Source organism: Streptomyces sp. NBC_00464, from assembly GCF_036013915.1.
Classification (GTDB): domain Bacteria; phylum Actinomycetota; class Actinomycetes; order Streptomycetales; family Streptomycetaceae; genus Streptomyces.
The window spans coordinates 3,457,635-3,483,812 of record NZ_CP107899.1 but is presented as its reverse complement, the minus strand read 5'-3'; the positions used below and the strand labels follow the sequence as shown (position 1 = coordinate 3,483,812).

Sequence of the window (26,178 nt, the reverse complement as noted above, 5' to 3'; positions counted from 1 at the left end):
TCCCGGTCCGGCGATGCCCCCAGGGTATCGCCACAGCTGAAAGAAGTATTGGACACCCCATCAGGGCAATGGGACTCTCCATAAGGGCCTGATGAGGCCGGGCGCATTCGGTATGAGAACTCGATATCGAGACTTCATGGCGAGGCCCGGAATCGGAATGGGCGCATCGCGAATTGAGTCAGGCCCGTCGTGTCATTCAACGGATTCGACGACATCGCCGTCAATGGCATCGCCGTCAACGACGCCTGTCCAGCTTCAGAAAGCAGGAACACCAATGAGCGGCATCAGCATTATCGGCCTGGGCAACATGGCCGGCGCCCTCGCCGGCCGGGCGCTTGCCGGCGGCAACGCCGTCGAGATCATCGGCCGCGACCCGGCCAAAGCCAAGGAAGTGGCCGCCGCGCTCGTCGGTGCCACCGTGGGGGCGGCCGGTGCCGCTCCGGCCGGGGACATCGTTGTCCTCGCCGTGCCGTACGGCAGCGCGGCGGCGGTGGTCAGCGAGTACGGGGACGCGCTGCGCGGCAAGGTGATTATCGACATCACCAATCCCGTCAACGCCGATTTCACGGGATTTGTCACCCCTGAGGGCAGTTCCGGCGCACAGGAGATCGCCAAGGCGGCCCCCGCCGACGCGCATGTCGTCAAGGCGTTCAACACCCTGTACTCCAATGTCCTGGCCGCCGGCCCAGCCGAGGGCCGCCCATTGGACGTGTTCATCGCCGGCGATGACGCGCAGGCAAAGGCGCACGTTTCGGCGTTCATCGAGAGCCTGGGAATGCGCCCGATGGATACCGGGCAGCTGCCCATGGCGCGGGCACTGGAGAACGCGGCCCTGCTGATGCTGGGCCTCGTCGCCCACTCCGTCAAGCACACCAATTTCTTCCTCGGCGTCAGCGTTCTCGGCTGAGCGCACTCGCACGACCACTTCTCATCCATCCTCAGAAGGGCAGTCGCATGCGCGTTTTCGTCACTGGCGGGACCGGCCATTCCGGTTCGTACATCGTCCCCGAGCTCATCGCCGCCGGGCACGAGGTCACCGGCCTGGCCCGGTCGGAGACTGCTGCGGCGGCGCTGTCCGCGCAGGGTGCGAAGGTGCGTCGCGGCGACCTCCAGGACCTCGACGGGCTCAAGGAGGCGGCTGCGGACTCCGACGGCGTCATCCACCTCGCGCACAGGCAGGACCTGCTTCCGTCCGGCGGGATCGACGCCGTGGCCGCCGCCGAGCTTCCGGCCGTGCTTGCGTTCGGCGAGGCACTCGCGGGAACCGGAAAGCCGCTGGTTGCCGCGGGGAGTATAGGCTCGCCCGGGTGGGAGGACCTGGGCCGGCCGGCCACCGAGGAGGACCCGGCCCTTCCCGGCGGCGACGAGTACAGGGGCACCCTGCGGGTTCGTAACGTCGTGGAAATCGCCGTGGTGGGCCTCGCCGAGCGGGGAGTCCGGTCTTCGGTCGTGCGGATTCCCCCCATCGCGCACAGCACGACCGACAGGGTGGGGTTCCTCCCCCTGCTGATCGCGCTCGCGAAGGAGAAGGGCGTTGTCGGCTACCCCGGAGACGGCGCGAACCTGTGGCACGCCGTGCACATCCGCGATGTCGCCTCCTTGTTCCGCCTGGCGCTGGAGAAGGGGCCGGCCGGCAGGTACTGGCACGCGATCGAGGACGGGGGCATCCCGTTCCGCGAGATCGCCGAGGCCATCGGCAGCCGTCTGGGCCTGCCCGCCGTGAGCATTCCCGCGGACGTACTGATGCTGCCGGGATACTTCGGGTTCCTCGCGAATCCGGTCACGCTGGACCTTCCGGCGTCCAGCCTCATCACCCGCCGGACCCTCGGCTGGGAACCCGCTCAGCCCGGCGTGCTAGCCGATCTGGACAACGGGCACTACTTCTCCGCCGGCTGACGGCAGGGAGCAGAGTCGCTGTCCGCGTCGTGCGCAGTTGGTCCAGGTTGCGGCGGCCGCAGGTGGCCGGCCATCTCGGCGTCCGTCCGGGAGGGCGGCACCCATCGTCTCGGGCGGTTGAACCGGACGGTCAAAGCAACCGGACGGTCAAAGCAACCGGGCGGGTCGCCACTCGATGGTGTGCTGGACACGCCTCAGCGCCTCGTCGGGCAGCGGCTCTCCCCGTACGAAGAGAATCCAGCGCCAGGGGCCGTCGTCCCATTGCTGGGCCCGCACGACCAGTTCGGGATCGTCCGCCGGATGCCAAGCGGCGCCGGGCCAGCCGTAGTCGAACGGTGCCTCCTCCCGAGGCTGCCGAACGAGGACCGCCTCCGGATCAACCCGGTCGTGCTGTGGCAGCAGGTCCACGGCCACCGTTCCCGTATCGGGGTCGCCGTCCCTGGGGCGTACCTCCAGGCGCCCGCAGGCGCCCCGTCTCGCGCCTCCGCCTTCAAGGGAGGGGCACTCAGCTCGATACGAGAGGGAAGGAACGTAATCCCTTGCCCGCGCCTGGTCGCAAGCCACTGAATGCCCGCTTAGTCTGCTAAATACTAATCGCACCATTCGGGTGTATTGGCGTCAAGGGGTGTGTTGCAGCATGGCTGAGCCGCAGCAGGCGAGTGAGTTCACCGCCGAGGTCAACCGAGAGGCGGTGGCCAGGTACGCGATGGCCGACCGGGCGGACTTCGCCGACGTGGACCGTGGCTTCCTCGCCGGTTTTCCGGAGAAGCTGTACAGCGAGGAGGGCGACCTGCTGCGCGACGGCCGGATGCTCGACTACGTCACCGATGACGCCCCCGCTCCGGACTCGGTGAATCCGAGCCTGTGGCGGCAGTCCCAGCTGATCAGGCGTGAGGGCCTCTACAAGGTCGTCGAGGGCCTCTACCAGATCCGCCTCAGCGCGAACATCACGATCGTCGACGCCCCCGACGGCCTGGTGGTGATCGATTTCGGCACCGATGTGGGGCTGGCCAAGGCAGGACTGGAACTGTTCCGCCGCGAGACCGGCAACGACAAGCCGGTGGTGGCCGCGATCTACACCCACACGCACTTCGACCACTACGGCGGCATCAAGGGCATCGTCGACGAGGCCGACGTCACCTCCGGCAAGGTTCCGATCGTCGCCCCGGGCACGATCGAGTCGTTCAACAAGCACGCCATCGGTGAGAACGTCATCACCGGCAACGCCATGTCCAGGCGCATGGGATACACCTTCGGGCTCCTGTTGCCGCACTGCGACTGCGGTGTGGTCACCGGCGGCATCGGCTCCGAGGACGACGGCTCTCGTACGAAGTTCAGTTACATCCCGCCCACGGACCCGATCACCAGGACCGGCGAGGTGCGCACGCTCGGCGGCTGGGACTTCGAGTTCCTCTATGCCCCGGACACCGAGGCGCCGGAGGAGATGCACATCTGGATCCCGGCGATCAAGGCGTTGACCTGTGCGGAGAACGCCAACCACACCATGCACAACATCCAGACCATCCGCGGTGCCCGTACCCGCGACGCCCGTAACTTCGCCCGCTACCTCGACGAGACACTCGTCAGGTGGGGCGAGGACGCCGAGGTCCACTACGGACCGCACACCTGGCCGGTCTGGGGCAACGACAACGTGACCACGTTCCTCGCCTCCCAGCGGGACATGTACAAGTACATCCATGACCAGGCCCTGCGCCTGGCCAACCAGGGACTCACCCCGCTGGAGGCCGCGGAGATCGTCGAACTCCCCGACGCCATCGGCAAGAAGTGGTTCAACCGCTACTACCACGGCGGCCTGCACCACAACGTTCGCGCCGTCTTCCACAAGGAGCTCGGCTTCTGGGACGGCGATCCCGCGACGATCATGCCGCTGCTGCCCCAGGACCACGCCCGACGACACGTGGACCTCATCGGCCGCGACAGGATCCTCTCCGAGGGCCGGTCCGCGATCGGGTCCGGCGACTACCGCTGGGCCGTCCAGATCCTGCACCACCTCGTCTTCGCCGACCCCGACGACACCGAGGCGAAGAACCTTCAGGCGGACGCGTACGAACAGCTCGGATACCAGCAGGAAGTCCCCCAGTACCGGGCGGTCTTCCTGACCGCCGCCCAGGAGCTCCGTGAAGGCGTACGGACCGAGGAGGGCGTCCGCACGGACAACCTCGACACGATCCTGGCGATGCCGATCGGCCTGCTCTTCGACTTCGTCGGAGTCCACATCAACGGCCGGGCCGCCAACGACGTCGACGTACGCGTCAACCTCACCTTCACCCAGCCGGGCAGCACTGACGGCGAGGACTGGACGATGTGGGTGCGCCACGGTGTCCTCAACGCACGACCCGGCCACGCCGGCGACGCCCGACTCACCGTTGCAGGACCCAAGCCCGCCCTTGCCGCTCTGTTGCTCGACCCGGCTCACGCCGCCGCGACCATCACCGAATACGGCCTGCGGACCGACGGTGACACCGCGAGTCTCGACGTCCTCGCCACGGTGATCGATACCTTCGACCCGCACTTCAACATCGTCACGCCCTGAGCAGGTCCGTCGAGCGGCGGGGCGGAATCGCTGATGGGCGCACCGGCCTGTGGCCGGTGCGCCCACCGTCCGAGCACAGGCGATCGTCAGTCGCAGGTGTTGGAGGCGTAGCTCGCGTAGTGCCAAGCGCCGTCGTGGAAGAAGCGGTACTGCCCGGAGGCCGTCCGGTAGAAGTCGAAGTAGGCCTTCGCGCCGTGGTACCGCAGCTTGAACTTCGTGGCGTCGGTCGAGCCGGCGCCGCGGTACTCCAGTTCGCCGCTGCCGGTGGACGAGTTCCACTGGGTGTCCGCGGCGCCGAAGGTCTGCGGCCCGACCTTGCCGTCCACCCCGAGGCTCCAGGAACTCTGGAGGCTCTCCGTGGCTTCCTTCGTGTTCGGGCCGAAGTGGCCGTCGATGTCGGCCCAGTCGAAGGCGGTGCCGTTGCTCTCCTTGGCGCCCTCCGCCAGCAGGATGATCTGCCACAGGCAGGTGGCGTTGGAGCTGGAGTACGACGACGTCGAAAGGGTGCCCTCGTCCCCGAAGTCGTCGTAGTAGGAGTCGGCTCCGCTGACGTATCCGCTGGAGGCGGAGGCCGCGGCGGGTGAGGCGCCCACCGCCAGGGTGCCGGCGGCGAGCGCGGCGACGGCGGCGGTGCAGAGGCGGGCGCGAGTGGTACGGAAGCTCATGAAGGGTCCTTCCCCCGTTGGGTTCAAGCGCGTTGTTCTCGCTGTGCCCATGCTGGGCGGGAAGGGGCGGTGACGGTACCTGCAACATTTCAGGTGTGGAGAGTCCGCACCCCGTGCTCAGCGGTCTTCATGCCGCTTCGCCCCTGCGCAGCGCGCGCCAGGTGGCAGGTCCGACCATGCCGTCCGCGTCCAGCCCCGCCCGCTTCTGGAAGATGACGACGGCCCCGTGGGTCATCGGGCCGAAGTCGCCGTCCACCTCGCCGACCTCTTCGATGCCGTGCAGATGCCTGAGCAGGCACTGCAACTCCCTGACCTGGCTTCCGCCGTCTCCCCGCTTGATGGTGAAGTCCCACGTGCCGCTGTGGCCCGCCATGTATCCGGCCCGGTGGGAGGCGTCCTCGTAGACCACGGGCTTCTCGCAGGTGGGGGGCGCCGCGGCGGCCGGGTCCGATTCCCACGGGGCGGAGTAGGTGAGGCCCGCCGCACCCACCACCGCTGCCGCGAGGGCCGCCACCAGGGCCGGACGGCGCCACCGCCGGGGACGCAGCCTCGGCAGCCGGGCCGACCGGGCGGTGCCCGTCGCCTCCTCCACGCGGCGCAGCAACTCGGCGGTACCGGCCGCACGTTCGCAGTGGTTCGGGGCCAGGCAGTCCCGCAGGATCTCCCGCCAGGCATCGGGGAGACCGGGGGACAGGCGCAGTTCCTCACGGCCGCTCGCGTAACGCATCGCCGCGTCGGAGCGTGCCTCCGAGGTGCTGCCGGGAAGCGGGAACTCCCCGGTCAGGACGACATGCGCGAGTACGCCGAAGGCCCAGACGTCGGCGGAGGGCCGGATCCGTGTCCCGCGCTCGTCCACCTCCGGCCACAGGAGTTCGGGCGGTGTGTAGTCGGGGGTGGAGAAGGCGGGCGTGTAGGCGTGGGTGCCCTCCATCTCCGCGGCCATGTTGAAGTCCGCGAGCCGGGCCGAACCGTCCGCCATCAGCAGTACGTTCGCCGGCTTCAGATCGCCGTGCACCCAGCCGGCGTGGTGCAGCTGGTGCAGGCCCTCGCAGATCTGGGCCAGCAGCGCGGGCCCGGACCCGGGTGCCGGGGTCCGGGCCAGTACGGCGTCCAAGGAGCCCTCGGCCCGTTCCAGTACGAGGACGGTCGAGCCGTCCAGCTCGGGGTGGTCCGGGTCGTCGACCGTCAGCGTGTCGTACATCCGGATCAGCCGGGGCGAGCGGAGCCGTCGCAGCAGCTGCACCTCACGGTCGGCCAGGTCGCGCAGGTGGTGCAGCTGGCGCGGGGTGCGGGTGCCGGTGGGCAGGAACTTCAGCGCCACCCGGTGGGGCAGCTCGCCGTCGTCGGAGGCGGTGCGGCGGACCGCCTCGTAGACCGTGGCGAACGCCCCGGAAGCGACCGGCGCGCGCACCTCCCACAGCCCGATCCGGTAGCCCTTGGGCACCGGGACCGCGTACGGCCGCCGGGTCACCGCGCCGCCTCGGACGGGACCGGCGCGAGCGCCACGAGGTCGTCCTCGCGGACCAGGTCGAAGCGCAGGGCGAGCGACGCCAGGGACTCCTTCTTGCCGTGCGTGCGCCGGCCGGGCTCGGCCGTGTCCGGGCCCGGCCGCAGCCGTAACTTGAGGGCGAGGTAGTCGATGTTCCAGTAGACGGCCGAGCGGCTGACCTTGGGCCAGCTGGGGCGCAGCCGCTCCACGATCTCCTCGACGGCGGGCAACGGGGCGCTGGGCTCACCGCGCAGGCGCCGTTCGCACAGGGCGGCCAGGACCGCGAAGTACCGCTTGGTGCGGTCCAGGGCGAACGCCGGGACGGTGCCGGCGCCCTCCAGCTCGCCGCGCTCGGCGGTGCGGAAGGCGTGCCGCGGCGCCCATACGTCGAAGGTGAGCAGGTCGCCCGCGGCGGGCAGGGTCACCCGCGACAGCTCGAAGGGCACGGGTGCGTCCACGCGGCCCGGCGCGACCTTGACGTGTTCGCCGGCGCCCTCCGGGTTCTCCACCACATAGGTCTGGTCCTCGCTGAGATTGCTCAGCAGCCAGAACGTTCGGTGCGCCGCGATCTCCCCGGCGATCCGAGGAACCCCCGCGTGTGCGATGACGAGTCCGCCGCCCCCGGGCTCCGCCCTGCCGAACTCGATGCGCTCGCCGGCGCCGATCCTCAGTTGTTCGGTGACACTGCCGCACGACGGCGGCACGACGATGACGCTGTACATGGAGTCGTCCCCCTCCCCCGATTGCTCGGGGTTGCTTTCCCCAGTCCAACACCGGGCAGATTACGGGAGGCGTGCACGGACGGCCGAGGCATTCGAGCGGTCCGGGCGGGTCGCGTCCACCTCTGACCTCATAGGGTCAATTCCGCCTCAGGGGCTGGTACTTATTGAGGCGGTGAGCGACGCGGACGGCGTAGGGGCGGTACGCCGGGGGAGCGCCGCCCGCGTCGTTCACCGTGGCACGACGGCGGTGCCGGCCGTGGAGCTGCCGGCACCGCCGCCGTGTGCCCGGGGATCAGCCGATCCGAGGGTCAGACGATCCGGGGGTCAGACGAGGAGCTTCGTCTTCGCCCGCTGGTACTCCTCTTCCGAGATGGCGCCCTTGTCCTTGAGGTCCGCGAGCTTCGACAGATCCTCGACGTGGCTGCTCTTCGGCGCACCGTTCGCGTCGGACGTGCCCGCTGCGTCTCTCACGTACGCCTTGAAGGCCGCGTCACGTTCCTTCGCTTCCTTCACATCGCGCGTCCCCATGGATTTGCCGCGCGCGATGACGTAGATCAGGACGCCCAGATACGGCAGCACCAGGGCCAGCACCAGCCAGCCCGCCTTCGCCCAGCCGCCGAGGTCGTCACTGCGGAAGATGTCCATGATGACCCGGAACAGGAGGAAGAGCCACATGATCCAGAGGAAGAACCAGAGCATGGTCCAGAACAGGTTGAGCAGGGGGTAGTCATCCATCGTTCCACTCCAGGCGCCGCGTTGAATGGCTGAATCTGAAATCAGTCATATCACCGCATTTACGCACTCGCCCGTTGGGGTTTCCTGCGTTCCGCCGGGAGAGCGAAAGGGAACGGGTGGGCGCGATGCGGTGCGGGGTGGAATGCGGTGGCGTGGGGTGCGGTGACTACTTCTTCGATACGGCGGAAGCAGGGGCCTCGGCCGTGGCCGGTTCGGTGGAGCGCTCCGCGGGCTCGGCCTGCTGCGGAATCGTGGCTGCCGCCCCGGGCTCCGCCGCGCGTGCGGCCGCGGAAGCCTTCCGGCTGTGCACCAGGATTCCGATGAAGCCGGCGATGAACCCACTGATCAGGCCCGATATCGCGTGGTTGATCGCATTGGCCGACTCGCTGTCCGGCAGGCCGACGGCGGCGTAGTTCACCGCCGCGCTCATCACCGCACCCATCAGGCCGCCGATGAGACCGCTGATGACGGCGCCGCGCACGGGCGAGGGCGGGGCGGCCGTGGCGGCCGGGGCAGGGGCGGGAGCGGGGGTGAGCGGTGCGGTCATCGTCGAGGGCCCTCCAGACAGGCTGCGATGAGAGACCGGGAGCGGCTTGACGGGCGCGGCGACATGCGCACTCCCGGGCCTGCTCGCACGGGCAGCCCACCATGCCGGGGGATGCAGCAGTTACCTTGCGGCAGAACACGTGTTCCTTGCAACACCTTCTCGTTTTCGACACTTTGACGGCATCGCGAAGATCGTCCACGGGGGTGGAGATGTTCCTGACCGCCAAAGGGGTTGCTGGGGTGGTTTGTTCGGTTTCGTCGACGCCGATCCGCTTTTCTCGTCCTGCGGTTGGGGAGGGGCGGTCGTGGTTCGCGGCGGAGCGCCGTCATGGGTCGGGGTGCGGGTGCCTGCCCGCCGGTCGTACGGGTACCTGCCCGCCGACCGTGCGGGCGCCGGCCCGCCGCTGTGTGCGAGGCCGGCCGGTCGGGGTGCCGCCCGCGGAGGTGTGGGCGCCGGGTGGTCATGAGTGCCTCGAACATGCCGTAGAGTTGTGTTTACCGACGCGGGGTGGAGCAGCTCGGTAGCTCGCTGGGCTCATAACCCAGAGGTCGCAGGTTCAAATCCTGTCCCCGCTACTGAAGAATCAGGCCCGGCATGCATACAGCGTGCCGGGCCTGATTCGTTTGTACGTCGTCGGCCCGCCGGGTCGCCGGCCGTATACCGCGTACGTACCCCCATTGGCCGACGAGGAGTCGCCCCGCGACCCTGCTCCGGGAAACCTGGGGGTGGTGCGCGGTACCGTCCGCGGCCGTGGATGCACCGGGTAGGAGAACAGCAGGTGGGGAAGCGGGAGAAGCGGCGGAAGAGGCGTGCCGGTGGCGTGCGGACCCGCCGGTTCGTCCGGGCGCTTCCTGCCCTGATGATCGTCGGGGGCGTGCTGTTCGACGGCTTCACCCCGCCCGAATTCACCGCCATCCCACTGTTCGCGGCGGCCCCGCTGGTTGCCGCGCCGTTCTTCTCGCGGGCCAGCACCATCCGTACCGGAGTCGCCGCGATGGTGGCCGTGATCGGGCTGCGGCTCTACAGCGGCACCCTGTTCCGGGTCGTGCCGTCCATCGAACTGCTCACCGTCCTCACCGTCTCCGTCCTCGCCGTCGTGATCAACGACGTCGTACGGCGCAGCAACGAGCAGCTGGCCTCGGCCCGGGTCATCGCGGAGACCGCCATGCGGGCGGTGCTGCCGACGCCGTCCGACCGGATCGGCGGGCTGCATGTTGCCGCGCGGTACGAGGCGGCGCAGGCGGACGAGTTCGTCGGCGGCGACCTGTTCTCGGTCACGGACACCCCGCAGGGGGTGCGGCTGGTGGTCGGGGACGTGCGCGGCAAGGGGCTGGACGCCGTGGAGGCGGTGGCGGTGATCATCGGGGCGTTCCGGGAGGCGGCCGAGCAGGAGGAGTCGCTGGAGGGCGTGGCGCAACGGCTGGAGCGCGCGCTGGCGCGCGAGTCGAGCACGCGCGGCGGCCTCGACGCGGTCGAAGGGTTCGTCACCGCCGTGCTCGCGGAGATCCCGCCGGGCGCGTCCTCGGTGCGGATCGTCAACCGGGGCCACCCGGACCCGCTGCTGCTGCACAGGGACGGGGCGCTGGAGATCCTCGGGCCTTCGGTGCCCGCGCTGCCGCTGGGGATGGACCTGGGGGTGTGGCCGGACCGGGCGGACGAGTGGCACCTGCCCACCGGGGCGACGCTCCTCCTCTATACGGACGGCCTCTCCGAGGCCCGTGACACAGAAGGCGTCTTCTACGACCCCGCCGAGCGGCTGCGGGGGCGGATCTTCCCGGGGCCCGAGGAGCTGCTGTCCGCGCTGACCGATGACGTGCGGCTGCATACGGGCGGTGAGTCGACGGACGACATGGCGCTGCTCGCGGTCGGGCGGCCGGCCGAGGGTCAGCCCGACCGGCGCAGGACCGTGAAGATCGTCGGCCTGGGGGACGGCGGAGGGTGAGCACGGGTCCGGGGCCGGCCTGGGTGGCGGGCGTGGTGGGAGCGGTTGACCGCGATACCACCGTCCGTAACTGAAGGACACCCCTCCGCATAACATTTGATGCAACGTCAGAAAACGGATGGTGACCGGGAGGTGATCAACTCGTCCGTTTCCACCCACTTGTGTCCCGTAAAGTCCAGGCCAAAGGCCTGAACGATCAGTGGGAACGGCTTGGAATCGGACCCTGGTGTCTATTAACGTTCGATAACGCAGCGCGGTTGTCCCAGCCGCCGTCAGTGGCGGCACCGTGCGCGAGCGCCGAATTCCGCAAGGGAACCGGGGAACCACCTACATGGGGTGAATCGGGCATCTCTGTCTCGTGACGAGACGGAGGAACCCGTAGGAGACCTTCCTGCTCCGAACCCGTCAGCTAACCCGGTAGGCGAGAAGGAAGGAAAGGAGTGCGCCCCCGTGGCGTCCAACAAGCCTGCCCCCGAAGCTCCCTCCCGGTTCGTGTCCGAGTACGGCGATGACTTCGCCACCCGGCCCGGAACCGTTGTCGGTACGGAGTACGGGGCCGCCTACGCGACCGATTACGGGACCGATCGGGGCAGCGACTTCGGAAACGACTTCCGCGCCGACGACTCCGGGGCCGACAGGACCTGGGAGGAATGGAATCCCACCGAGGACTCCGTCCGTCCCGTGCGCGGCAAGCACCGCGTCGCCAAGCAGCGCAATGGTCTGGCCCGCAGCTCCACCGTCCTCGGCGTCGGCGTCATCGCGGCCGTCGGTGCGGGTGGCATGGCCACCGCCCAGAGCAAGCCGCCGGTCTCCATCTCTCTGCCCGATTCCATCTCGGACAATCTCCCCGACGCCAAGTCCCTCCCGGGCGTCGGCGCACTGTTCTCGGGCGAGACCGAGTCCGCGGCGGACAAGGCCGACGCTGCGATCGCCGCCGCCCCGCTGACCACCGCCGGCATCACCACCGCCGAGGCCGAGCAGGGCACCACCGACGCCGGTGAGGCCCTTCGCGCCCGCATCCTCCAGCAGGCGGAGCAGCAGCAGGACGCCGCCGACGCCGAGGTCAAGGCCGCCGCCGAGAAGGCAGCAGCCGAGAAGGCCGCCGCGGAGGCGAAGAAGAAGCAGGACGCCGCCGAGGCCAAGATCGCCGCGGAGAAGAAGAAGGCGGCGGAAGAGGCGAAGAAGAAGGCGGAGGCCCTGCGGCTCGCCAAGCTCGCCGCCAGCTACGCCATCCCCACCTCCTCGTACACGATCACCTCGACCTTCGGCGAGGCCGGATCGATGTGGTCCTCCGGCTACCACACGGGACTCGACTTCGCGGCTCCCACCGGCACGCCGATCAAGGCGATCCACACCGGCACGGTCAAGTCGGCGGGCTACTCCGGCGCCTACGGCTACCGCACGGTCCTGGAGCTGGAGGACGGCACGGAGCTGTGGTTCTGCCACCAGTCCTCGATGGATGTCAGCATCGGTCAGAAGGTCACGACCGGCGACACCATCGGACGCGTCGGCGCGACCGGCAACGTGACCGGCCCGCACCTCCACCTGGAGGTCCACACCCCGGACGGCACCGGCATCGACCCGATGCCCTGGCTGCAGGCCCGGGGTCTGACGGTCTGAGACCGTTTCCCCACGCCGGTTCTCCGGCCACGAAACCCCGGCAGCCCTGACGCTCACCCCCCGACGTCAGGGCTGCCGGTCTGTCTCCGTCCGCCAGAGCCTCTCGTTTGGATCATGCCGGGCTCGCGGGGCCCGGACGAAAGGTCCTGGCCGCACCGGTTCGGATGCACAGGCCACGGAATAGCGGAGCCCGTGAAAACGGTTGTTCCTCCCATGACTTCTCTCCGTAAGCTCGGTTCCTCCAGCCTCCAGGTCTTCCCGCTCGCCCTCGGGGGCAATGTCTTCGGCTGGACCGCCGACGAGGCGCAGTCCTTCGCCGTTCTCGACGCGTACGCGGCGGCCGGCGGCAATTTCATCGACACCGCCGACGCCTACTCGGCCTGGGTCCCGGGCAACGAGGGCGGCGAGTCGGAGACCCTCATCGGCAAGTGGCTCGCCGCTCGCGGCAACCGTTCCGACATCGTCGTGGCCACCAAGGTCGGCGCCCACCCCGCGTACAAGGGGCTCTCCGCCACCACCATCAAGGCCGCCGCCGAGGAGTCGCTGCGCCGGCTCGGCACCGACCACATCGACCTCTACTACACGCACTTCGACGACGAGACGGTCCCGGTCGAGGAGATCATCACCGCCCTCGACCAGCTGGTGAAGGACGGCAAGGTCCGCGAGATCGCCGCCTCCAACATCAGCCCCCAGCGGCTCCGCGCCTCGCTGGACTTCTCCGAGCGCGAGGGGCTCGCCCGGTACGTGGCCCTGCAGCCCCACTACAACCTCGTCTCCCGGGACACGTACGAGGGTGAGCTCCAGGACACCGCAGCCGACGCCGGTCTTGCGGCCGTCCCGTACTTCGCCCTGGCCTCCGGGTTCCTCACCGGCAAGTACCGTCCGGGTACGGCCGTGGAGAGCGCCCGTGCCGACAAGGCGTCCACGCACCTGGAGTCGGAGCGCGGACAGAAGGTGCTCGCCGCGCTCGACAAGGTGGCGCAGGAGCGGGACGCGGAGATCGCGACCGTGGCGCTGGCGTGGCTGGCCGCCCGGCCGACCGTCGCCGCACCGATCGCCTCGGCCCGTACGGTCGAGCAGCTTCCCGCGCTGGTGGCCGTCGCCGGACTGCGGCTGACGGACCAGGAGCTGGCGGACCTCACCGAAGCTTCCGCCTAGGGCGGACATGCCCTGATCCGTTGGACGGGGCCCTAATCCTGCTTTCCGTAGCGCGGCCGGTCGTACGGAGGGTTGGCGCGCGGCGGGTACGCCGGTGCGCTGTAGGGCTGTCCGGTGTACGGGTATGCGGGGTACGGGTGCGGGGCGTGGCCGCCGTGGGGTGGATGCGCCCCGTAGCCCTGCCCGGGGCCCTGCCGCTGGACCTGTCCTGGGTACGGCCGGTGCACCGCGGGCACGAACCGGGGGCGCAGTCGGCCCGTGGCCTGCGCCGCGTACCCGAGGGCGGGGCCTGCGGTCTCCCTGCGCTGCCACAGGTGGTGCAGCAACTCCCGCTCGCGTTCGGCGAAGTCGGGGCCCGCCGTGCCGCGGCGGGCCTGTCGGCGCAGAAAGGCGAGCGAGGTCGCGAACGACTCGTACTCGGCGACCGTGCGGGCCGCCGCCCTGCCGCGGGCCTTGCTCTCCTTCCGCGCTGCGGCCGGTAGGTGGGCGTGCGCGGGGTGAGGGGCGGCGTGTGCGGGAGCGTATGCCGGGTGGTGCGCCTGGCCGTGGGGCCTGCCGTACGGGCCGCCGGCCGCCGCTGCCGCGCGCCTGCGTGCGATGTTCCTGGCCATGCCGCGGGCCCGCATCGAGGAGAGGGCGAGAGGTTCGGCGGAGGACAGCCAGCCGGCCGCGGCGTACACCGGCAGCTCGGTGCCGAGGGTGCGCAGCTCGCGCAGGCGGGCCCAGATCGCCAGCCAGGTCACCAGTCCGAAGGCCGGGACCATGAAGGCCCCGTACACGGCGTAGAAGCCGTACGGGCCGAACGCGGACGATCCGTTCCACAGGGCGTGCATGCCCATCGCGAGGACCAGGCCCAGCAGCGGGAACACGATGCGCCGGGCCCGCTGAGGGCGCGCGCTGCTCGCGGCGATCCCGAAACCGATGCCGGTCAGCACGGTGAAGAGCGGATGGGCGAACGGCGTCATCACCACACGCACGAAGAAGGTCGCCGCGGTCACCGAGGCGAAGCCCGAGCCCATCATCCGGTCCTCACCGAAGGCGTTGCCCAGGTAGAGGATGTTCTCGGTGAAGGCGAAACCCGTCGCGGTGAATCCGGCGACGACCATGCCGTCGACGATTCCGCCGAACTCCCGTCGCCGGAAGAGGAAGAGCAGCAGGACGGCCGCCGCCTTGGCGCTCTCCTCCACGACGGGCGCTATGACCGTGGCTCCCAGCGTGTCCGCGCTGCCCGGGTCGGCCGTGGCGGTGGCGATCCACTGCGTCGCGAAGGAATTCGCGATGATCGCGACCAGGGCCGCCGCGCAGGCGCCCCAGGCGAAGGCGAACAGCATGTTGCGCCACGGGCCCGGTTCGACCCGGTCCAGCCAGCGGAACGCCGTCATCAGCACCGGGACGGGCAACACGGCCAGGCCGAGACCGACGAGGAACCCCTGCGTCCCCGTCTGGTCACGGACCAGGGCGAGGATCACCAGACCGCAGAGCGCCAGCACGGTGAAGACGACGACGACGCGGAGCGTCCGGCTCCGCCACAGCATGCCGACGCGGCGCGGGCGGTAGCGCCACTGGCCCCGGTCCGGCGCGGCAGCCAGGATCTCGCCGTCCAGGTGCTCCCCGAGCACCGGGACGGCCGGCTGTGACTGTCGCTGATCAGACCCGTCGGACACCCCACGACCCTAACGAGCGGGACTGACAACGGCCATGGGGTGTGGACGACGCCCCCGGCCGGCAGGGGTGCGCTCACCAGGTGACGGGCCGGCCGGTCAGCAGCGGGCGAACAGCAGGTCGTGCACCACGTGGCCCTTGTCCAGGCCCTGTCCCTCGAACCGGGTCAGCGGCCGGAACGCGGGCCGGGGTGCGTAGCCGCCGTCCGCCGCCGTGTTCTCGAAGCGGGGGTGCGCGGTGAGCACCTCCAGCATCTGCTCCGCGTACGGCTCCCAGTCGGTCGCGCAGTGCAGGACCGCTCCGGGCTTCAGCCGCTGTGCCACCAGATCGAGGAACTCCGGCTGGATCAGCCGGCGCTTGTGGTGACGGGCCTTGGGCCACGGGTCGGGGAAATACACCCGCAGCCCGTCCAGTGCGTCCGGCGTCAGCATCTCCCGGAGCAGGATGATCGCGTCGCCGTTGGCGACCCGGATGTTGGACATGCCGTTCCGGTCCGCGAGACGGAGCAGGTTGCCCTGGCCCGGGGTGTGCACGTCGACCGCGAGGATGCCGGTGCCCGGGTCGTCGGCGGCCATCTGCGCGGTGGCCTCGCCCATGCCGAAGCCGATCTCCAGGACCACGGGCAGTCCGTCGAACAGCTCGGGCAGATCGAGGACGCGCAGCCCGTCGATGTCCAGGCCCCACTTCGGCCAGAGCCGCTCCAGGGCGTCCTGCTGGCCGGGTGAGACCCGGCTGCGGCGCGGCTGGAAGCTCCGGATCCGGCGCTCGTGGTGCGAACCGGCCGGATCGGCCGCGGGGCCGCCCGGGAAGCGGGGCTCCTGGCGCAGCCTGCGCTGGCGGTCCAGGGCCGCGGCGCGCAGATCGTCCGGGATTCCGGCGGTCGCGGGCACGGCGCCGTCCGCCCCGGTGGGGGGCATGCCGGCCGTGCCGTCCGGCCCTGTGGCGGGCGGATCGGTGGGGAGCGCCCCGGTGGGGAGCGTGCTGTCCGTCTCGGCAGCGGCGTCGCCGGGCGTCGCGGGGGAGGGGTTCAAGGGCTCAGACACAATGCCCTGATTCTACGGCGGGCGGCTTCCACCCCGTCCCCTGTGCCCGGAGCAGCGCCCTGCGTGCCACCTCCCGCCCGATGGGCAGCGCGGCCGTGGCGGCGGGCGACGGGGCGTTCAGTACGTGCACGGTGTGCGGCGCCTCGCGGATCAGGAAGTCGTCCACCAGCGTGCCGTCCCGCAGCACCGCCTGGGCCCTGACCCCGGCAGGAGCGGGGCGCAGGTCGTCCTCCGTCACCTCGGGCAGGAGCCGTCGCACGGCAGCCGTGAACGCGTGCTTCGACAGCGAGCGGTGCACCTCGCCCGCCCCGTACCGCCAGTGCCTGCGGGCGATCTGCCAGGAGCCCGGCCAGCTCAGGGTGGACAGCAGTTCGCGGGGGCGTACCACCGGCCAGCCGTATCCCTCGCGGGCCAGCGCCGGCACCGCGTTCGGCCCGACGTGGACGCTGCCGTCGTGGCCGCGGGTCAGATGGACGCCGAGGAAGGGAAACGCCGGATCGGGCACCGGATAGACCAGGCCGCGCACCAGCTCGGGCCGGGCCAGCTCGTAATACTCCCCCCGGAAGGGCACGATGCGCATCCCCGGGTCGTCGCCCGCCAGCCGCGCCACCCGGTCGCAGTGCAGCCCCGCGCAGTTGACCAGTACCCGGGCCCGCACCACCAGGCCGTCCGCCGTGCGCACCGCGACGCCCCACGGCCGCCGGTCGATCGCGACGACCTCCGCGCCGAACCTGATCAGGCCGCCGCCGGCCCGCACCTCGGTGGCGAACCGCTCGGCGACCGCGCCGAAGTCGCACACCCCCGTCGTGCCCACCCGGATCGCGGCGAGGCCCCGCACCCGCGGTTCGTACTCGGCGATCTGCGCGGGCCCCAGCTCGCGCACGGGCAGTCCGTGCTCCCGGCCGCGCTGCACCAGGGCGTGCAGCCGGGGCAGCTCGGAGCGGCCGGTCGCGACGATCAGCTTGCCGGTCACGGCATGCGCGATGCCGTGCTCCCGGCAGAAGTCGGTCATCTCCGCGGCGCCGCGCACCGCGTACCGCGCCTTCAGCGAGCCAGGGGCGTAGTAGATGCCGCTGTGGATCACCCCGCTGTTGCGCCCGGTCTGATGGCGCGCGGGGCCCCACTCCTTCTCCAGCACGGTCACCCTCGTGCCCGGTGCGGTCCGCGTGATCGCATACGCGGCCGACAGGCCGACGATCCCGCCGCCGATCACCAGCACATCGCAGTCGTACGCCGCGTGCGTCATCATCACGCCACCTCCCACCCCGATAGTGCACTGACCCACTGACAACGCACTCAAACCCGTGCGGGCACAGCGTGGCGCATTCGGTTCCGGGCAGGCCCGGGGCGCCGGCCCGGCTGCCGGGCCGGCGCAGGGGCGGCTACGCGGGCGCCACCAGCAGCGGGCGGGCGCGCTCCCGCAGCTCGACGACGCGCGGCTCGTCCCCGTAGGGCTCCAGCCGGTGCAGCAGGTCGCGCACGTATTCGGTGGTCCGGGCCGACGAGATACGGCCCGCCACCTCCACGGCCCGGGTGCCCGCCGCGCAGGCCGCGTCAAGGTTGCCCGACTCCAGCTCGGCGACGGCCGAGACGACGAGCCGCAGACCGTGCGAGCGGACGAACTCCTCGGTGGGTCTGGACAGCGCCTGTTCGGTGAACCGCCGCACCTGCCGCGGCGCCTTCAGGTCGAGGTGGCACTCCGCGGCGTCGGCCGCGAACCGGTCGTACGAGTAGAAGCCCAGCCACGACGGGTCCGCGTCGCCGTCCCTGGAACGCTCCAGCCACCCCTCGGCGGCCTTCAGCGCGGCTCCGGCGGCCGGTGCGTCGTTCGCCTTCGCGTGGGCACGGGCCTCCACCAGGCGGAAGAAGCTCATGGTGCGTGCCGTCGCGAGGCCTCGGTTGCGCTCGACCGCGGCCTGCGCGAGGTCGACGCCCTCGTCGGCGAAGCCGCGATAGGTCGCCTGAAGCGACATGGACGCGAGGACGTAGCCGCCGAGCGGCACATCGGCCGCGGCCCGCGCCAGGCGCAGCGCCTGGATGTAGTAGCGCTGGGCCGCCTCCTGCTGACCGGTGTCGAAGGCCATCCACCCGGCGAGCCTGGTCAGTTCGGCCGCCGCGCCGAAGAGCGCCCGGCCGACCTCGTCACTGTACGAACCCAGCAGCAGCGGTGCCGCGTCGACGCGTAAGCACTCCGGGACCATGGACGAACGCCAGTCCCCGCCGCCGTACTTGGAGTCCCAGCGGCGGGCATCCTGGGCGGCCTCGCGCAGCTTGGACACGTCGCTGTGGCCGACCCGCAGCGGCGAGACGTCGTGCGCGGAGTCCGGGCCCGGCTGGACGGGGATCGACAGGCCGTGCCCGGGAGACAGCGGCGTGCCGTGGCCGGGCACCGGCGAGGTGCCGGACGCGGCGGATGCGTGGCGTGGGGGGGCCGTTGCCGTCGGCTGCCCCGGCGCGTCCTGCGCCGCTGCGGAGCCGGACCCGCCCGGCTGCCCATGGGTGCCGGGCGGAGGCGAAACGCCTGGCGCACTCGATGCCCCATGCGCCCCCGATGCGCCTCGTGCGCCCTGCGTGCTCTGCGCGCTGTGCGTGCTGGGTGTCCCCAGGATCGCCGCCACTGCCGCCGTCGAGGCGCGTTCCACCGACGGGTCGGCGGGGGATATCAGCCAGCGGGACGCCGGGGTCGCGTACGCACTCACCGAGAACGAACCCGCCAGCGACTGCCAGATCCCGCCGCTGCCCGCCCGCCGCCCGGCCAGATCCAGCCGGTACAGCTCGGTCGCCGAACGGACCGCCTCACCCACATCGCGCGGGAACGCCAGCCCGACCTCCGGCGCCGGGTCGGCGTCGGCCAGCCCGATCTCGTGCAGCGGGACCGGCCGGCCGAGCTTGGCGCCGATCGCCGCGGCGATGAGATGGGGCGCGGCGCCCTGGGGCACCATGCCCTTGGAGACCCACCGGGCCACCGAGGTCTTGTCGTACCGAAGTGTCAGTCCGCGCTGCGCCCCGAGGTCGTTGACCCGCCGGGCGAGCCCGGCGTTGCTGATTCCCGCGAGGGCGAGAACGGTTCCGAGTTTCTCGTTCGGCCCGCGTTGCTCCCTGGACATGCGCCACCCCTCGACACACAGACGGCAGCCGCGTCACCGATGCGGCGCGCGGCATTCGTACCGGGTTCTCCCCAGGGACGAACCCCGGCACTCCGGCCGCACACGCATTTGGCCGAGCCCCGAGGAATATGCCGCCCTGCTGAGAACATCAGTAAACCCAGCGTAGTTCGCCGCATCCCTACCGTTAAGGGCCGGACGTCCGTATGGCGGGATTGTTGTCCGTACCGGCCACCGCGCGGCGAACAACGGGGAGTCGGGCGGCCCGAGGGGCCGAAGGGGCGGGACGGGCGAGGGGGAGGCGGACGTCGCGCGGAGGAAAGGCGGAGAAAGAGCGGGGGCCGGGAGGAGACTTCGTGGAGCCCGCCCGCGCCCCCGTGCGGAGATCGCCGGGGTGGTGCCCGGGAGGGGGCGGACGGAGGCCGCGGGCGCGGTGCGGAGAACGGGGGAGGGGATGCGGTCCAGGCCGCGGACCAGCCCGGACCCGCGCGCGAGGGGTTGGGGCCGGCGCCCTGTTCGTACGGTTCCGGCGGTCATCGCCGGAGCCCCGTCCGGGGTGCCCGCGCGTGCTCCTTGTGTGTGGCCGTGCGCCCGGCCGTGCGCTCTGGCCCGGCCTCGGCGGGAGCGCTTGCATGGGTGCTGCGTGGGTCGGCCCGTCGCACTGGAAACGGCGGGCTGGGGGAACACCGTCGCCTCATTCCCCGCAGGCGGCGGACCGGTCCGGGGGGTGGACCACACCTCCCGGACCGTGTGTCGAGCCGGTGCGGCGCGGGTCGCCCGAGAGGGGACGACGGAGTACTTCCGGGGCTCGGGTGAGGAGCGCCACGGGTTCGGGCCGGGTGTGCCGCAGCCCGCCCACGGCCCGGAACAAAGAGTGCATACAGTAATAAAAGACTCCACTGTGCGCCGGTCGAACGGTTCCCGTACCCCCTGAGATTGGCCTGATGTCGCCGGTCGGTCGAGGTTGGGCCGACGGATTCGCGGACATCCCGACGACCACCCGGCCGGGGCGTCGGCCGTGGCCGGATCCGGGCCGTTACGCCTCGCCCCGTGCGGGGAACGCAACGCGCGGAATCCGTAACTCCGTTGCCGCCGGGGCCGACGCGCGCGGGCCGTTCGCGGAACACCAGGTCCGACGGCCGCTCTCCGGCCTTTGCCAGGGGCGCATGCGCTCGCGACGTGCGCCGTCCGTAGCCACTCCTGCACGCCGTTGTCGTGGCAGCATGTCCGCAACGGCGCCGCGCGTTACCGGAGTTCTCCCGATACTGCCCTGCTGTGCCGTTTTGTCCACAGCCTGTGGAGGCGGCGATGCGTTGGTTGGTGGGTTGGAGCAGTATCGCCGCGAGCTTCGGCACGGCCGGGGCGGTCGGCGGCAGCGACGAGGGACGCACCATGCACCCCGTGGGCTCCCAACTCCTGTGGGGAGACCCGGATCCGCTCTGGGCGGTGGGCGACTGGCGGCCCGACGAGATCCGCACCGTCCGGGTGGACACCGCCGAGGGCACCCCCACCGCACGGCTTGCCGTCCTCGGCTGCTGCGGTGCCACGGACGAACAACTGCGCGTCGGCCTGCTCGCCGCCCGCGGCGGGGCTCTGCGCCACCTCACGGCATGGACCGGCAGTTACACGGCCGTCGTCCAGATAGGCCGACGGATCACCGTGGCCGGAGACCTCGCCGGAGCCCGCCCGGTCTTCTACACGCCCTGGGCCGGCGGCACGGCCTACGCCACCGCCGCGCTCCCCCTCGCCGACCTCATCGAGGCCCAGCTGGACATCGGTCACCTCGCCGCCCTGCTCGCCTGCCCCGAAACCCCGGAGGCGCTGCGCGACGGCACTCCGTACGAGGGGGTGAAGCGCATCCCTCCCGGGCACGCGCTGATCCTGCGCGAGGGCTCGCGGGAGATCACGGGATACGAGGCGGTGGCCTCCCTCGCCGTGGCCGCGCCCGAACTCGACCCGGTGAGCGCGGTCGACGGGGTGCGCGACGCCCTCGTCGAAGCGGTGCGGGCCCGGCTCCTGGCCCCGCGCCACGCCCCGGAGACCCAGCCCCCCGACCCCGGCCCCGTTCCCGGCATGGGCCCGGCCGAACGCCGTGCCGCCCGGGGCGCGCCCGTCCCCGGAATCGGCTCCGACCTCTCCGGGGGCAGCGCCTCGGCGACCCTCGCCCTGCTCGCCGCCGGGCTCCCCGGTCTGCCCGGCACGATCCTGGGCCACGGCACGGGAGCGGGGGAGCGGCTGCTCGCCGTCACCTTCAACGACCTGACGACCCGCGCCCACGAGGACGAGCTCGAACGCGCCCGCGTCATCGCCGCCAACCCGCGACTCCACCATGTCGTGGTCGCCGCGGGCGAAGAGGCCCTGCCGTACGCCGACCTGGACCTGGAGAGCGGCCCGCTCACCGATGAACCCGCCCCCTCCCTCGTCCTCGTCGAACGCAACCGCCGCCGTCTCTCCGCGGGCAGCGCCGACCACTTCGTGGGCGACGGCGCCCGGCAGGTGCTCGACGCCCATCCGGCCCGCCTCGCCGATCTGCTGATCGACCGCAGACGCCGCCATCTGCTGCGCCCGGTCGCCGCACTCGCCAAGGCCGAAGGCCCGTCCGCGCACTCCCTGTTCGTCCCGCTGACCGTCTACCGGGCGGCCCGCCGGCTGGCCCGTACGTCCTACCGCACCGGTCTCGAAGCGGCCGCCGACCGCCTGCCCGACGCCAACCGCCTCACTCCCGGCCTCGACACCCCCGCCGACGCCTCGCTCGCCGCGCTGACCTGGTCCCGCCCCGGTCCCGCGGCCCGGTGGCTCACCGGGGAGGCGCTGGCTGAAGTATCGGTTCGCCTTCAGGAGGCGGCGATCCGCCCCACTTCCGTCCAGCGCCCCGGCGAAGCCCGCGCCCGAGCCGCCCTCGCCCGGCACGCCGCCGGCCACCGCATCCTGGAACAGGCCGCCGAGGTCCGCAGCCAGCGGCTGCACGCCCCCTTCCTGGACAACCAGGTCGTACGGGCCGCCCGCGCGCTCCCCGAATCCCTCCGGGTCCAGCCGGGCGCCCGCGCGGCGATCCTGCGCCGGGTCCTTGCGGGTGCGGGCATCCACGAGCTGCCGCCGGGCTGGGGCACCCCCTCCCAGGCCACCTCGACCGCCGTCACCCGGACCGGCCTGCGCGCATCGCTGCCCGAACTGATCGCCCTCTTCGACGCCCCGTTGCTCGCCGACGCGGGTCTGGTCGAGGCCCGCGTCGTACGCAAAGCCCTGCGCGCCGCCTCCGAGGGGGAACCCCTCCCCCTGGACGGCCTGGCCGACCTCGCCTCCACGGAACTGTGGCTGCGCCGCCTCATCTCGCGACGCGGCACCTGCTGGACGGGGACGGCGGCGCCCCGGCAGCGCGCGGTCGCCGGCGGGGTGGCCCCGGCACGGCGGTCGCTGCAGGGGTGACCCGAGGCCTGTCGGTCGCTGGGGCGGTGGCCCCGGTACGTCGGCTGCTGGGGCGGTGACCGCGGTACGTCGGCTGCTGGGGCGGTGGTCCGAGGCCTGTCGGTCGCTGGGGCGGTGACCCCGGTACGTCGGTCGCTGGGGCGGTGGTCCGAGGCCTGTCGGCCGCTGCCCACGGCCCGTGACCGCGCCCGGTACAGGTGTTCGGTGACCGCTGTCCGAGGGGCGGGACACAATGGCAGGGTGCGGTATCTGATCCTGGGCGTCACGGAGGCGCGAGACGAGAGCGGCGGTGCGCTGCCCCTCGGCGGCACGCGTCTGCGCGCCCTGCTCGCGGCCCTCGCCCTGCGGCCCGGCCGCCCGGTGCCGGTCACCGACCTCGTGGACGACGTCTGGGCCGACGATCCTCCGGCCGACGCCCCCGCCGCGCTCCAGGCCCTCGTCGGGCGGCTGCGCCGGGTGCTCGGGAAGGACGCGCTGGCCAGCACCCCGGGCGGCTACCGCCTCACGGCCGGTCAGGACGACGTCGACCTGTACGTGTTCGAGCGGCTCGCCCGGCAGGGCGCGGCCGAGCTGGAGGCCGACGCCCCCGCCGAGGCCGCCCGCACGCTGCGTACCGCACTGTCCCTCTGGCGCGGCCCCGCACTCGCCGACCTGCCCGACGGGGACCAGGGCCACGCCCTGCGCCCCGAGGCCCACCGGCTGGCCGCACGGGAGCGCCGGATCGAGGCCGACCTGCGGTGGGCGGCGGCGGCCGGTGCGACCCAGGCCGACGACGGCGACGCCGCTCCGGACCCCGCCTCCCTCGTCGCCGAGCTGACGGAGCTGACCGCCGCCCAGCCGTACGACGAGCGCTTCCGGGCCCAGCTCATCCGCGCCCTGCGCGCCGACGGCAGACAGGCCGACGCCCTCGCGGCGTACGAGGACGCGCGCCGCACCCTCGCCGACGGCCTCGGCACCGACCCCGGACCCGAACTGACCACCCTCCACCAAGAGCTCCTCTTCGCGGCTCCCGGACCGCTCGAACCTGCCCCCGCCCGTGGCAACCTCCGCCCCCGCCTCACCTCGTTCGTCGGGCGCGAGCCCGAACTCCGCGCCATCCGCCACGACCTGACCCGGTCCCGGCTGGTCACCCTCACCGGCCCAGGCGGCTCGGGGAAGACCCGTCTCGCCGAGGAGTCCGCAGCCCACGCGAGCCGCACGGCCGCAGCCCCACGAGAGGTCTGGCTGGCCGAACTCGCCCCGGTGGAGGACCCCGAAGCCGTCCCCGGAGCCGTACTCTCCGCGCTGGGGCTGCGCGAGACCTCACTGCTGCGGGACAGCACCCACGAGGGCCCCCTGCCGCGCACCGACCCGGTCGACGTGCTCGTCGACCATCTCGCGCACGGTTCCCCCGCCCGGTCCGTTCTCCTCATCCTCGACAACTGCGAGCACGTCATCGACGCGGCCGCCGCACTGGCCGAAACGCTGCTGACCCGCTGCCCGGACCTGCGCGTCCTCGCCACCAGCCGTGAACCGCTCGGCGTCCCCGGCGAGTCCGTACGGCCGGTCGACCCGCTGCCCGCCGATCCCGCCCTGCGCCTGTTCACCGAGCGTGCGCGGGCCGTACGCCCCGGATTCGACCCCGAGCACGAGCCGGCGCACGACCCCGAGGCCGTCGCCGAGATCTGCCGCCGCCTGGACGGTCTGCCGCTCGCGATCGAACTCGCCGCCGCCCGACTCCGGTTGCTCGGTCCGCGTCAGATCGCCGACCGGCTCGACGACCGGTTCCGCCTGCTGACGAGCGGCAGCCGCACCGTGCTGCCTCGCCAGCAGACGCTGCGGGCCGTCGTCGACTGGTCCTGGGACCTCCTCGACGAGGACGAACGCACCGCCCTGCGCCAGGTCTCCGTCTTCGCGGGCGGCTGGGACCTGGCCGCCGCGGAATCCGTCGTCGGTACACCGGACGGCCCCGGCCGCGGTAACGCCCGCGGCGACACCGCGGACCTGATCGGCGCCCTCGTGGACAAGTCCCTCGTCGTCGCCGCCCCGGCCGGGGACGGCACGATGCGCTACCGCCTCCTGGAGACCATTCACGAGTACGCCGTGGAGCGCTGCGCCGAGGCCCCGGAGATACGGACCGCAGCCGGCCGCGCGCACACCGCGTACTTCACCGCGCTCGTCGAGGAGGCCGAACCGCTCCTGCGCTCGGGCGAGCAACTGCCCTGGATCCGGCGGCTGGAGACGGACCTCGACAACATCCGTGCCGCCCTTCAGCGCACCACGGCCGCCGGTCCGCCCCACGAGGCGGAAGCGGCACGACTGGTGCTGGGCATGGCCTGGTTCTGGTGGCTGCGCAACTACCGCCCCGAAGGCCTCACGTGGACCGAGCGCACCCTGTCCCTCGGCCCGGAGCCCGCCGACGAGGCGGATCCCCGCTACTGGCCCTGGATGAATCTGCAGATGCTGCGGTTCTTCTTCGCGATGGACAGCCGGCCGGAGACTCAGGATCAGAACGACCCCGGGGTCCAGGAGCTCATGGGCCGCCTGGCCGTGGCGTTCGCCGCGTCCGGGCCGCATGGCGGCCGGTTCCCCGGACTGCTCTGGCCTATGACCTCGTTCCTCACCTGGTCCACGGTCGACGTACGGCAGAAGATCGACGTCGCCGTCGACAACGCCCGCGCCCACGGCGGGGACTGGGAGTACGGCATCACCCTGATGTTCCGCACCCACATGGTCGTCGACATGCCGGGTGGCATGCCCGGCGTCGACGAGGACCTCGCCGAACTGCGTGTGCTGAGCCGCCGCATCGGCGACCGCTGGATGCGCGCCCAGGTCGCGAGCGCGGCGGCCGAGGCAGGCATGATGCGCGGACGGTACGAGGAGTCGCGTGCGGACTACGAGGAGTCGCTGCTGCTCGCCCGTGAGGTCGGAGCCCATGCCGAGGCCCCGTTCCTGCTGGCCCGGCTCGCCGAACTCTCCTACCGCACCGGCGACCTGGCCGCCGCCGAGGAGGGCCTGGACCGCTCGGAGTCCGAGGCGGAGCGCCACCGGACGCATGACGCCACTTCGTACGTCCACTACCTGCGAGCCCTCATGGCGCTCGACCAGGGCGATCCGGTGACAGCCAGGCGGAAGCTCACGTCCGCCCAGGAGGCGAACGGGCGCGGCGGCCCGGCGTCGCACTTCACCGTCGTCCAGGACGGGCTCTCGGCCCGGATCGCGATGTACGAACCGGAGCCCGCCGGCGGCCCCGCCGCCGGGGTGTGCGGGCTGACGGCGGCCCTGGTCGTGGCGAAGGACGCGCAGTGCGCCGAGATCGTCACGGGGTATCTGGCGGACGGTGCGGCGATCGTGCTGCCGAAGGTGGGCCGCCCCGCGGAGGCCGCACGCGTCCTGGGCGCCGCCGACGACTGGAGGCTGTCCGGTCACAGGTCCGCGGCGGAGCAGTCCGAGGTGGACGCCGCCGAGCGGCAGGCCCGCAAGGAGCTGGGCGATCTGCGGTACGAGGAGGAGTACGCGGCGGGTCGCGAGCTGACCCTCGACGACGTCATCGACTTGATGGAGGGCGTCACCGCGGACCTCCCGTGAGTGAGCTCCGCCCGCAGGGCTGCGGCAGCGTACGACGCGGCTCCGGCC

General features: G+C 71.9%; 18 protein-coding genes, 1 tRNA gene and 1 riboswitch. Of the genes, 9 read left to right on the top strand and 10 right to left on the bottom strand.

The window, feature by feature from the left end:
- Positions 1–274 precede the first annotated feature (274 nt).
- Together OG912_RS15525 and OG912_RS15520 are read left to right on the top strand one after the other, a co-directional pair.
- On the top strand, positions 275–907 hold the full coding sequence (locus OG912_RS15525; protein ID WP_327709853.1) for an NADPH-dependent F420 reductase: 633 nt from the start codon (positions 275–277) through the stop codon (positions 905–907).
- A gap of 47 nt (positions 908–954) precedes the next feature.
- Entirely contained in the window at positions 955–1,896 is a 942-nt protein-coding gene (locus OG912_RS15520; RefSeq protein WP_327709852.1) for an SDR family oxidoreductase, read from the top strand.
- Between the two features lie 147 nt (positions 1,897–2,043).
- On the opposite strand, the gene OG912_RS15515 is transcribed toward OG912_RS15520, so the two are convergent.
- Entirely contained in the window at positions 2,044–2,304 is a 261-nt protein-coding gene (locus tag OG912_RS15515; protein ID WP_327709851.1) for a hypothetical protein, read from the bottom strand.
- 229 nt (positions 2,305–2,533) lie between these two features.
- Here OG912_RS15515 and OG912_RS15510 point away from each other — a divergent pair, with 229 nt between their 5' ends.
- Positions 2,534–4,450, top strand: coding sequence for an alkyl/aryl-sulfatase (locus tag OG912_RS15510; protein WP_327709850.1), 1,917 nt, complete (start codon positions 2,534–2,536; stop codon positions 4,448–4,450).
- Positions 4,451–4,536: 86 nt separating this feature from the next.
- Here OG912_RS15510 and OG912_RS15505 read toward each other — a convergent pair whose 3' ends face one another.
- The 5 genes from OG912_RS15505 to OG912_RS15485 form a co-directional block, all read right to left on the bottom strand.
- A complete protein-coding gene (locus OG912_RS15505; protein WP_327709849.1) occupies positions 4,537–5,115 on the bottom strand; it encodes a peptidoglycan-binding domain-containing protein in 579 nt (192 codons plus the stop codon).
- Between the two features lie 127 nt (positions 5,116–5,242).
- The gene (locus tag OG912_RS15500) at positions 5,243–6,586 is read right to left on the bottom strand and encodes a protein kinase domain-containing protein (protein ID WP_327709848.1); all 1,344 of its coding nucleotides are present in this window, start codon (positions 6,584–6,586) and stop codon (positions 5,243–5,245) included.
- Positions 6,583–7,326, bottom strand: coding sequence for an FHA domain-containing protein (locus OG912_RS15495; RefSeq protein WP_327709847.1), 744 nt, complete (start codon positions 7,324–7,326; stop codon positions 6,583–6,585). Before OG912_RS15495 ends, OG912_RS15500 begins: the two co-directional genes overlap by 4 nt.
- 324 nt (positions 7,327–7,650) lie before the next feature.
- Entirely contained in the window at positions 7,651–8,061 is a 411-nt protein-coding gene (locus tag OG912_RS15490; RefSeq protein WP_327709846.1) for an SHOCT domain-containing protein, read from the bottom strand.
- 166 nt (positions 8,062–8,227) lie between these two features.
- Entirely contained in the window at positions 8,228–8,608 is a 381-nt protein-coding gene (locus OG912_RS15485; protein WP_327709845.1) for a hypothetical protein, read from the bottom strand.
- Positions 8,609–9,109: 501 nt separating this feature from the next.
- On the opposite strand from OG912_RS15485, the gene OG912_RS15480 reads away from it, so the two are divergent.
- From OG912_RS15480 to OG912_RS15465, 4 genes are all read left to right on the top strand, one after another.
- A tRNA-Met gene (locus OG912_RS15480) sits at positions 9,110–9,183 on the top strand.
- A 203-nt stretch (positions 9,184–9,386) separates the two neighbouring features.
- Positions 9,387–10,550, top strand: a complete 1,164-nt coding sequence (locus OG912_RS15475) for a PP2C family protein-serine/threonine phosphatase (RefSeq protein ID WP_327709844.1) — start codon at positions 9,387–9,389, stop codon at positions 10,548–10,550.
- Positions 10,551–10,835: 285 nt separating this feature from the next.
- Positions 10,836–10,989: riboswitch (cyclic di-AMP (ydaO/yuaA leader) on the top strand.
- Positions 10,990–11,000: 11 nt separating this feature from the next.
- The gene (locus OG912_RS15470) at positions 11,001–12,170 is read left to right on the top strand and encodes a M23 family metallopeptidase (RefSeq protein ID WP_327709843.1); all 1,170 of its coding nucleotides are present in this window, start codon (positions 11,001–11,003) and stop codon (positions 12,168–12,170) included.
- Positions 12,171–12,383: 213 nt separating this feature from the next.
- Entirely contained in the window at positions 12,384–13,328 is a 945-nt protein-coding gene (locus OG912_RS15465) for an aldo/keto reductase (RefSeq protein ID WP_326737565.1), read from the top strand.
- Between the two features lie 32 nt (positions 13,329–13,360).
- Here OG912_RS15465 and OG912_RS15460 read toward each other — a convergent pair whose 3' ends face one another.
- From OG912_RS15460 to OG912_RS15445, 4 genes are all read right to left on the bottom strand, one after another.
- Positions 13,361–14,992 carry a PrsW family intramembrane metalloprotease gene (locus OG912_RS15460; protein WP_327709842.1) on the bottom strand — a complete coding sequence of 544 codons (1,632 nt, stop codon included), beginning with the start codon at positions 14,990–14,992 and terminating at the stop codon, positions 13,361–13,363.
- 96 nt (positions 14,993–15,088) lie between these two features.
- On the bottom strand, positions 15,089–16,036 hold the full coding sequence (gene trmB / locus OG912_RS15455) for a tRNA (guanosine(46)-N7)-methyltransferase TrmB (protein ID WP_327713446.1): 948 nt from the start codon (positions 16,034–16,036) through the stop codon (positions 15,089–15,091).
- A complete protein-coding gene (lhgO, locus tag OG912_RS15450) occupies positions 16,026–17,282 on the bottom strand; it encodes an L-2-hydroxyglutarate oxidase (RefSeq protein WP_327709841.1) in 1,257 nt (418 codons plus the stop codon). The genes trmB and lhgO overlap by 11 nt, the downstream gene beginning before the upstream one ends.
- Before the next feature lie 133 nt (positions 17,283–17,415).
- Positions 17,416–19,140, bottom strand: a complete 1,725-nt coding sequence (locus tag OG912_RS15445) for a sporulation protein (protein ID WP_327709840.1) — start codon at positions 19,138–19,140, stop codon at positions 17,416–17,418.
- 1,305 nt (positions 19,141–20,445) lie between these two features.
- Here OG912_RS15445 and OG912_RS15440 point away from each other — a divergent pair.
- Positions 20,446–22,563, top strand: a complete 2,118-nt coding sequence (locus OG912_RS15440; RefSeq protein ID WP_326737569.1) for an asparagine synthase-related protein — start codon at positions 20,446–20,448, stop codon at positions 22,561–22,563.
- Positions 22,564–22,803: 240 nt separating this feature from the next.
- Positions 22,804–26,130 (top strand): ATP-binding protein, encoded by a 3,327-nt coding sequence (locus OG912_RS15435; RefSeq protein ID WP_327709839.1) that lies wholly within the window; start codon positions 22,804–22,806, stop codon positions 26,128–26,130.
- Positions 26,131–26,178 lie beyond the last annotated feature (48 nt).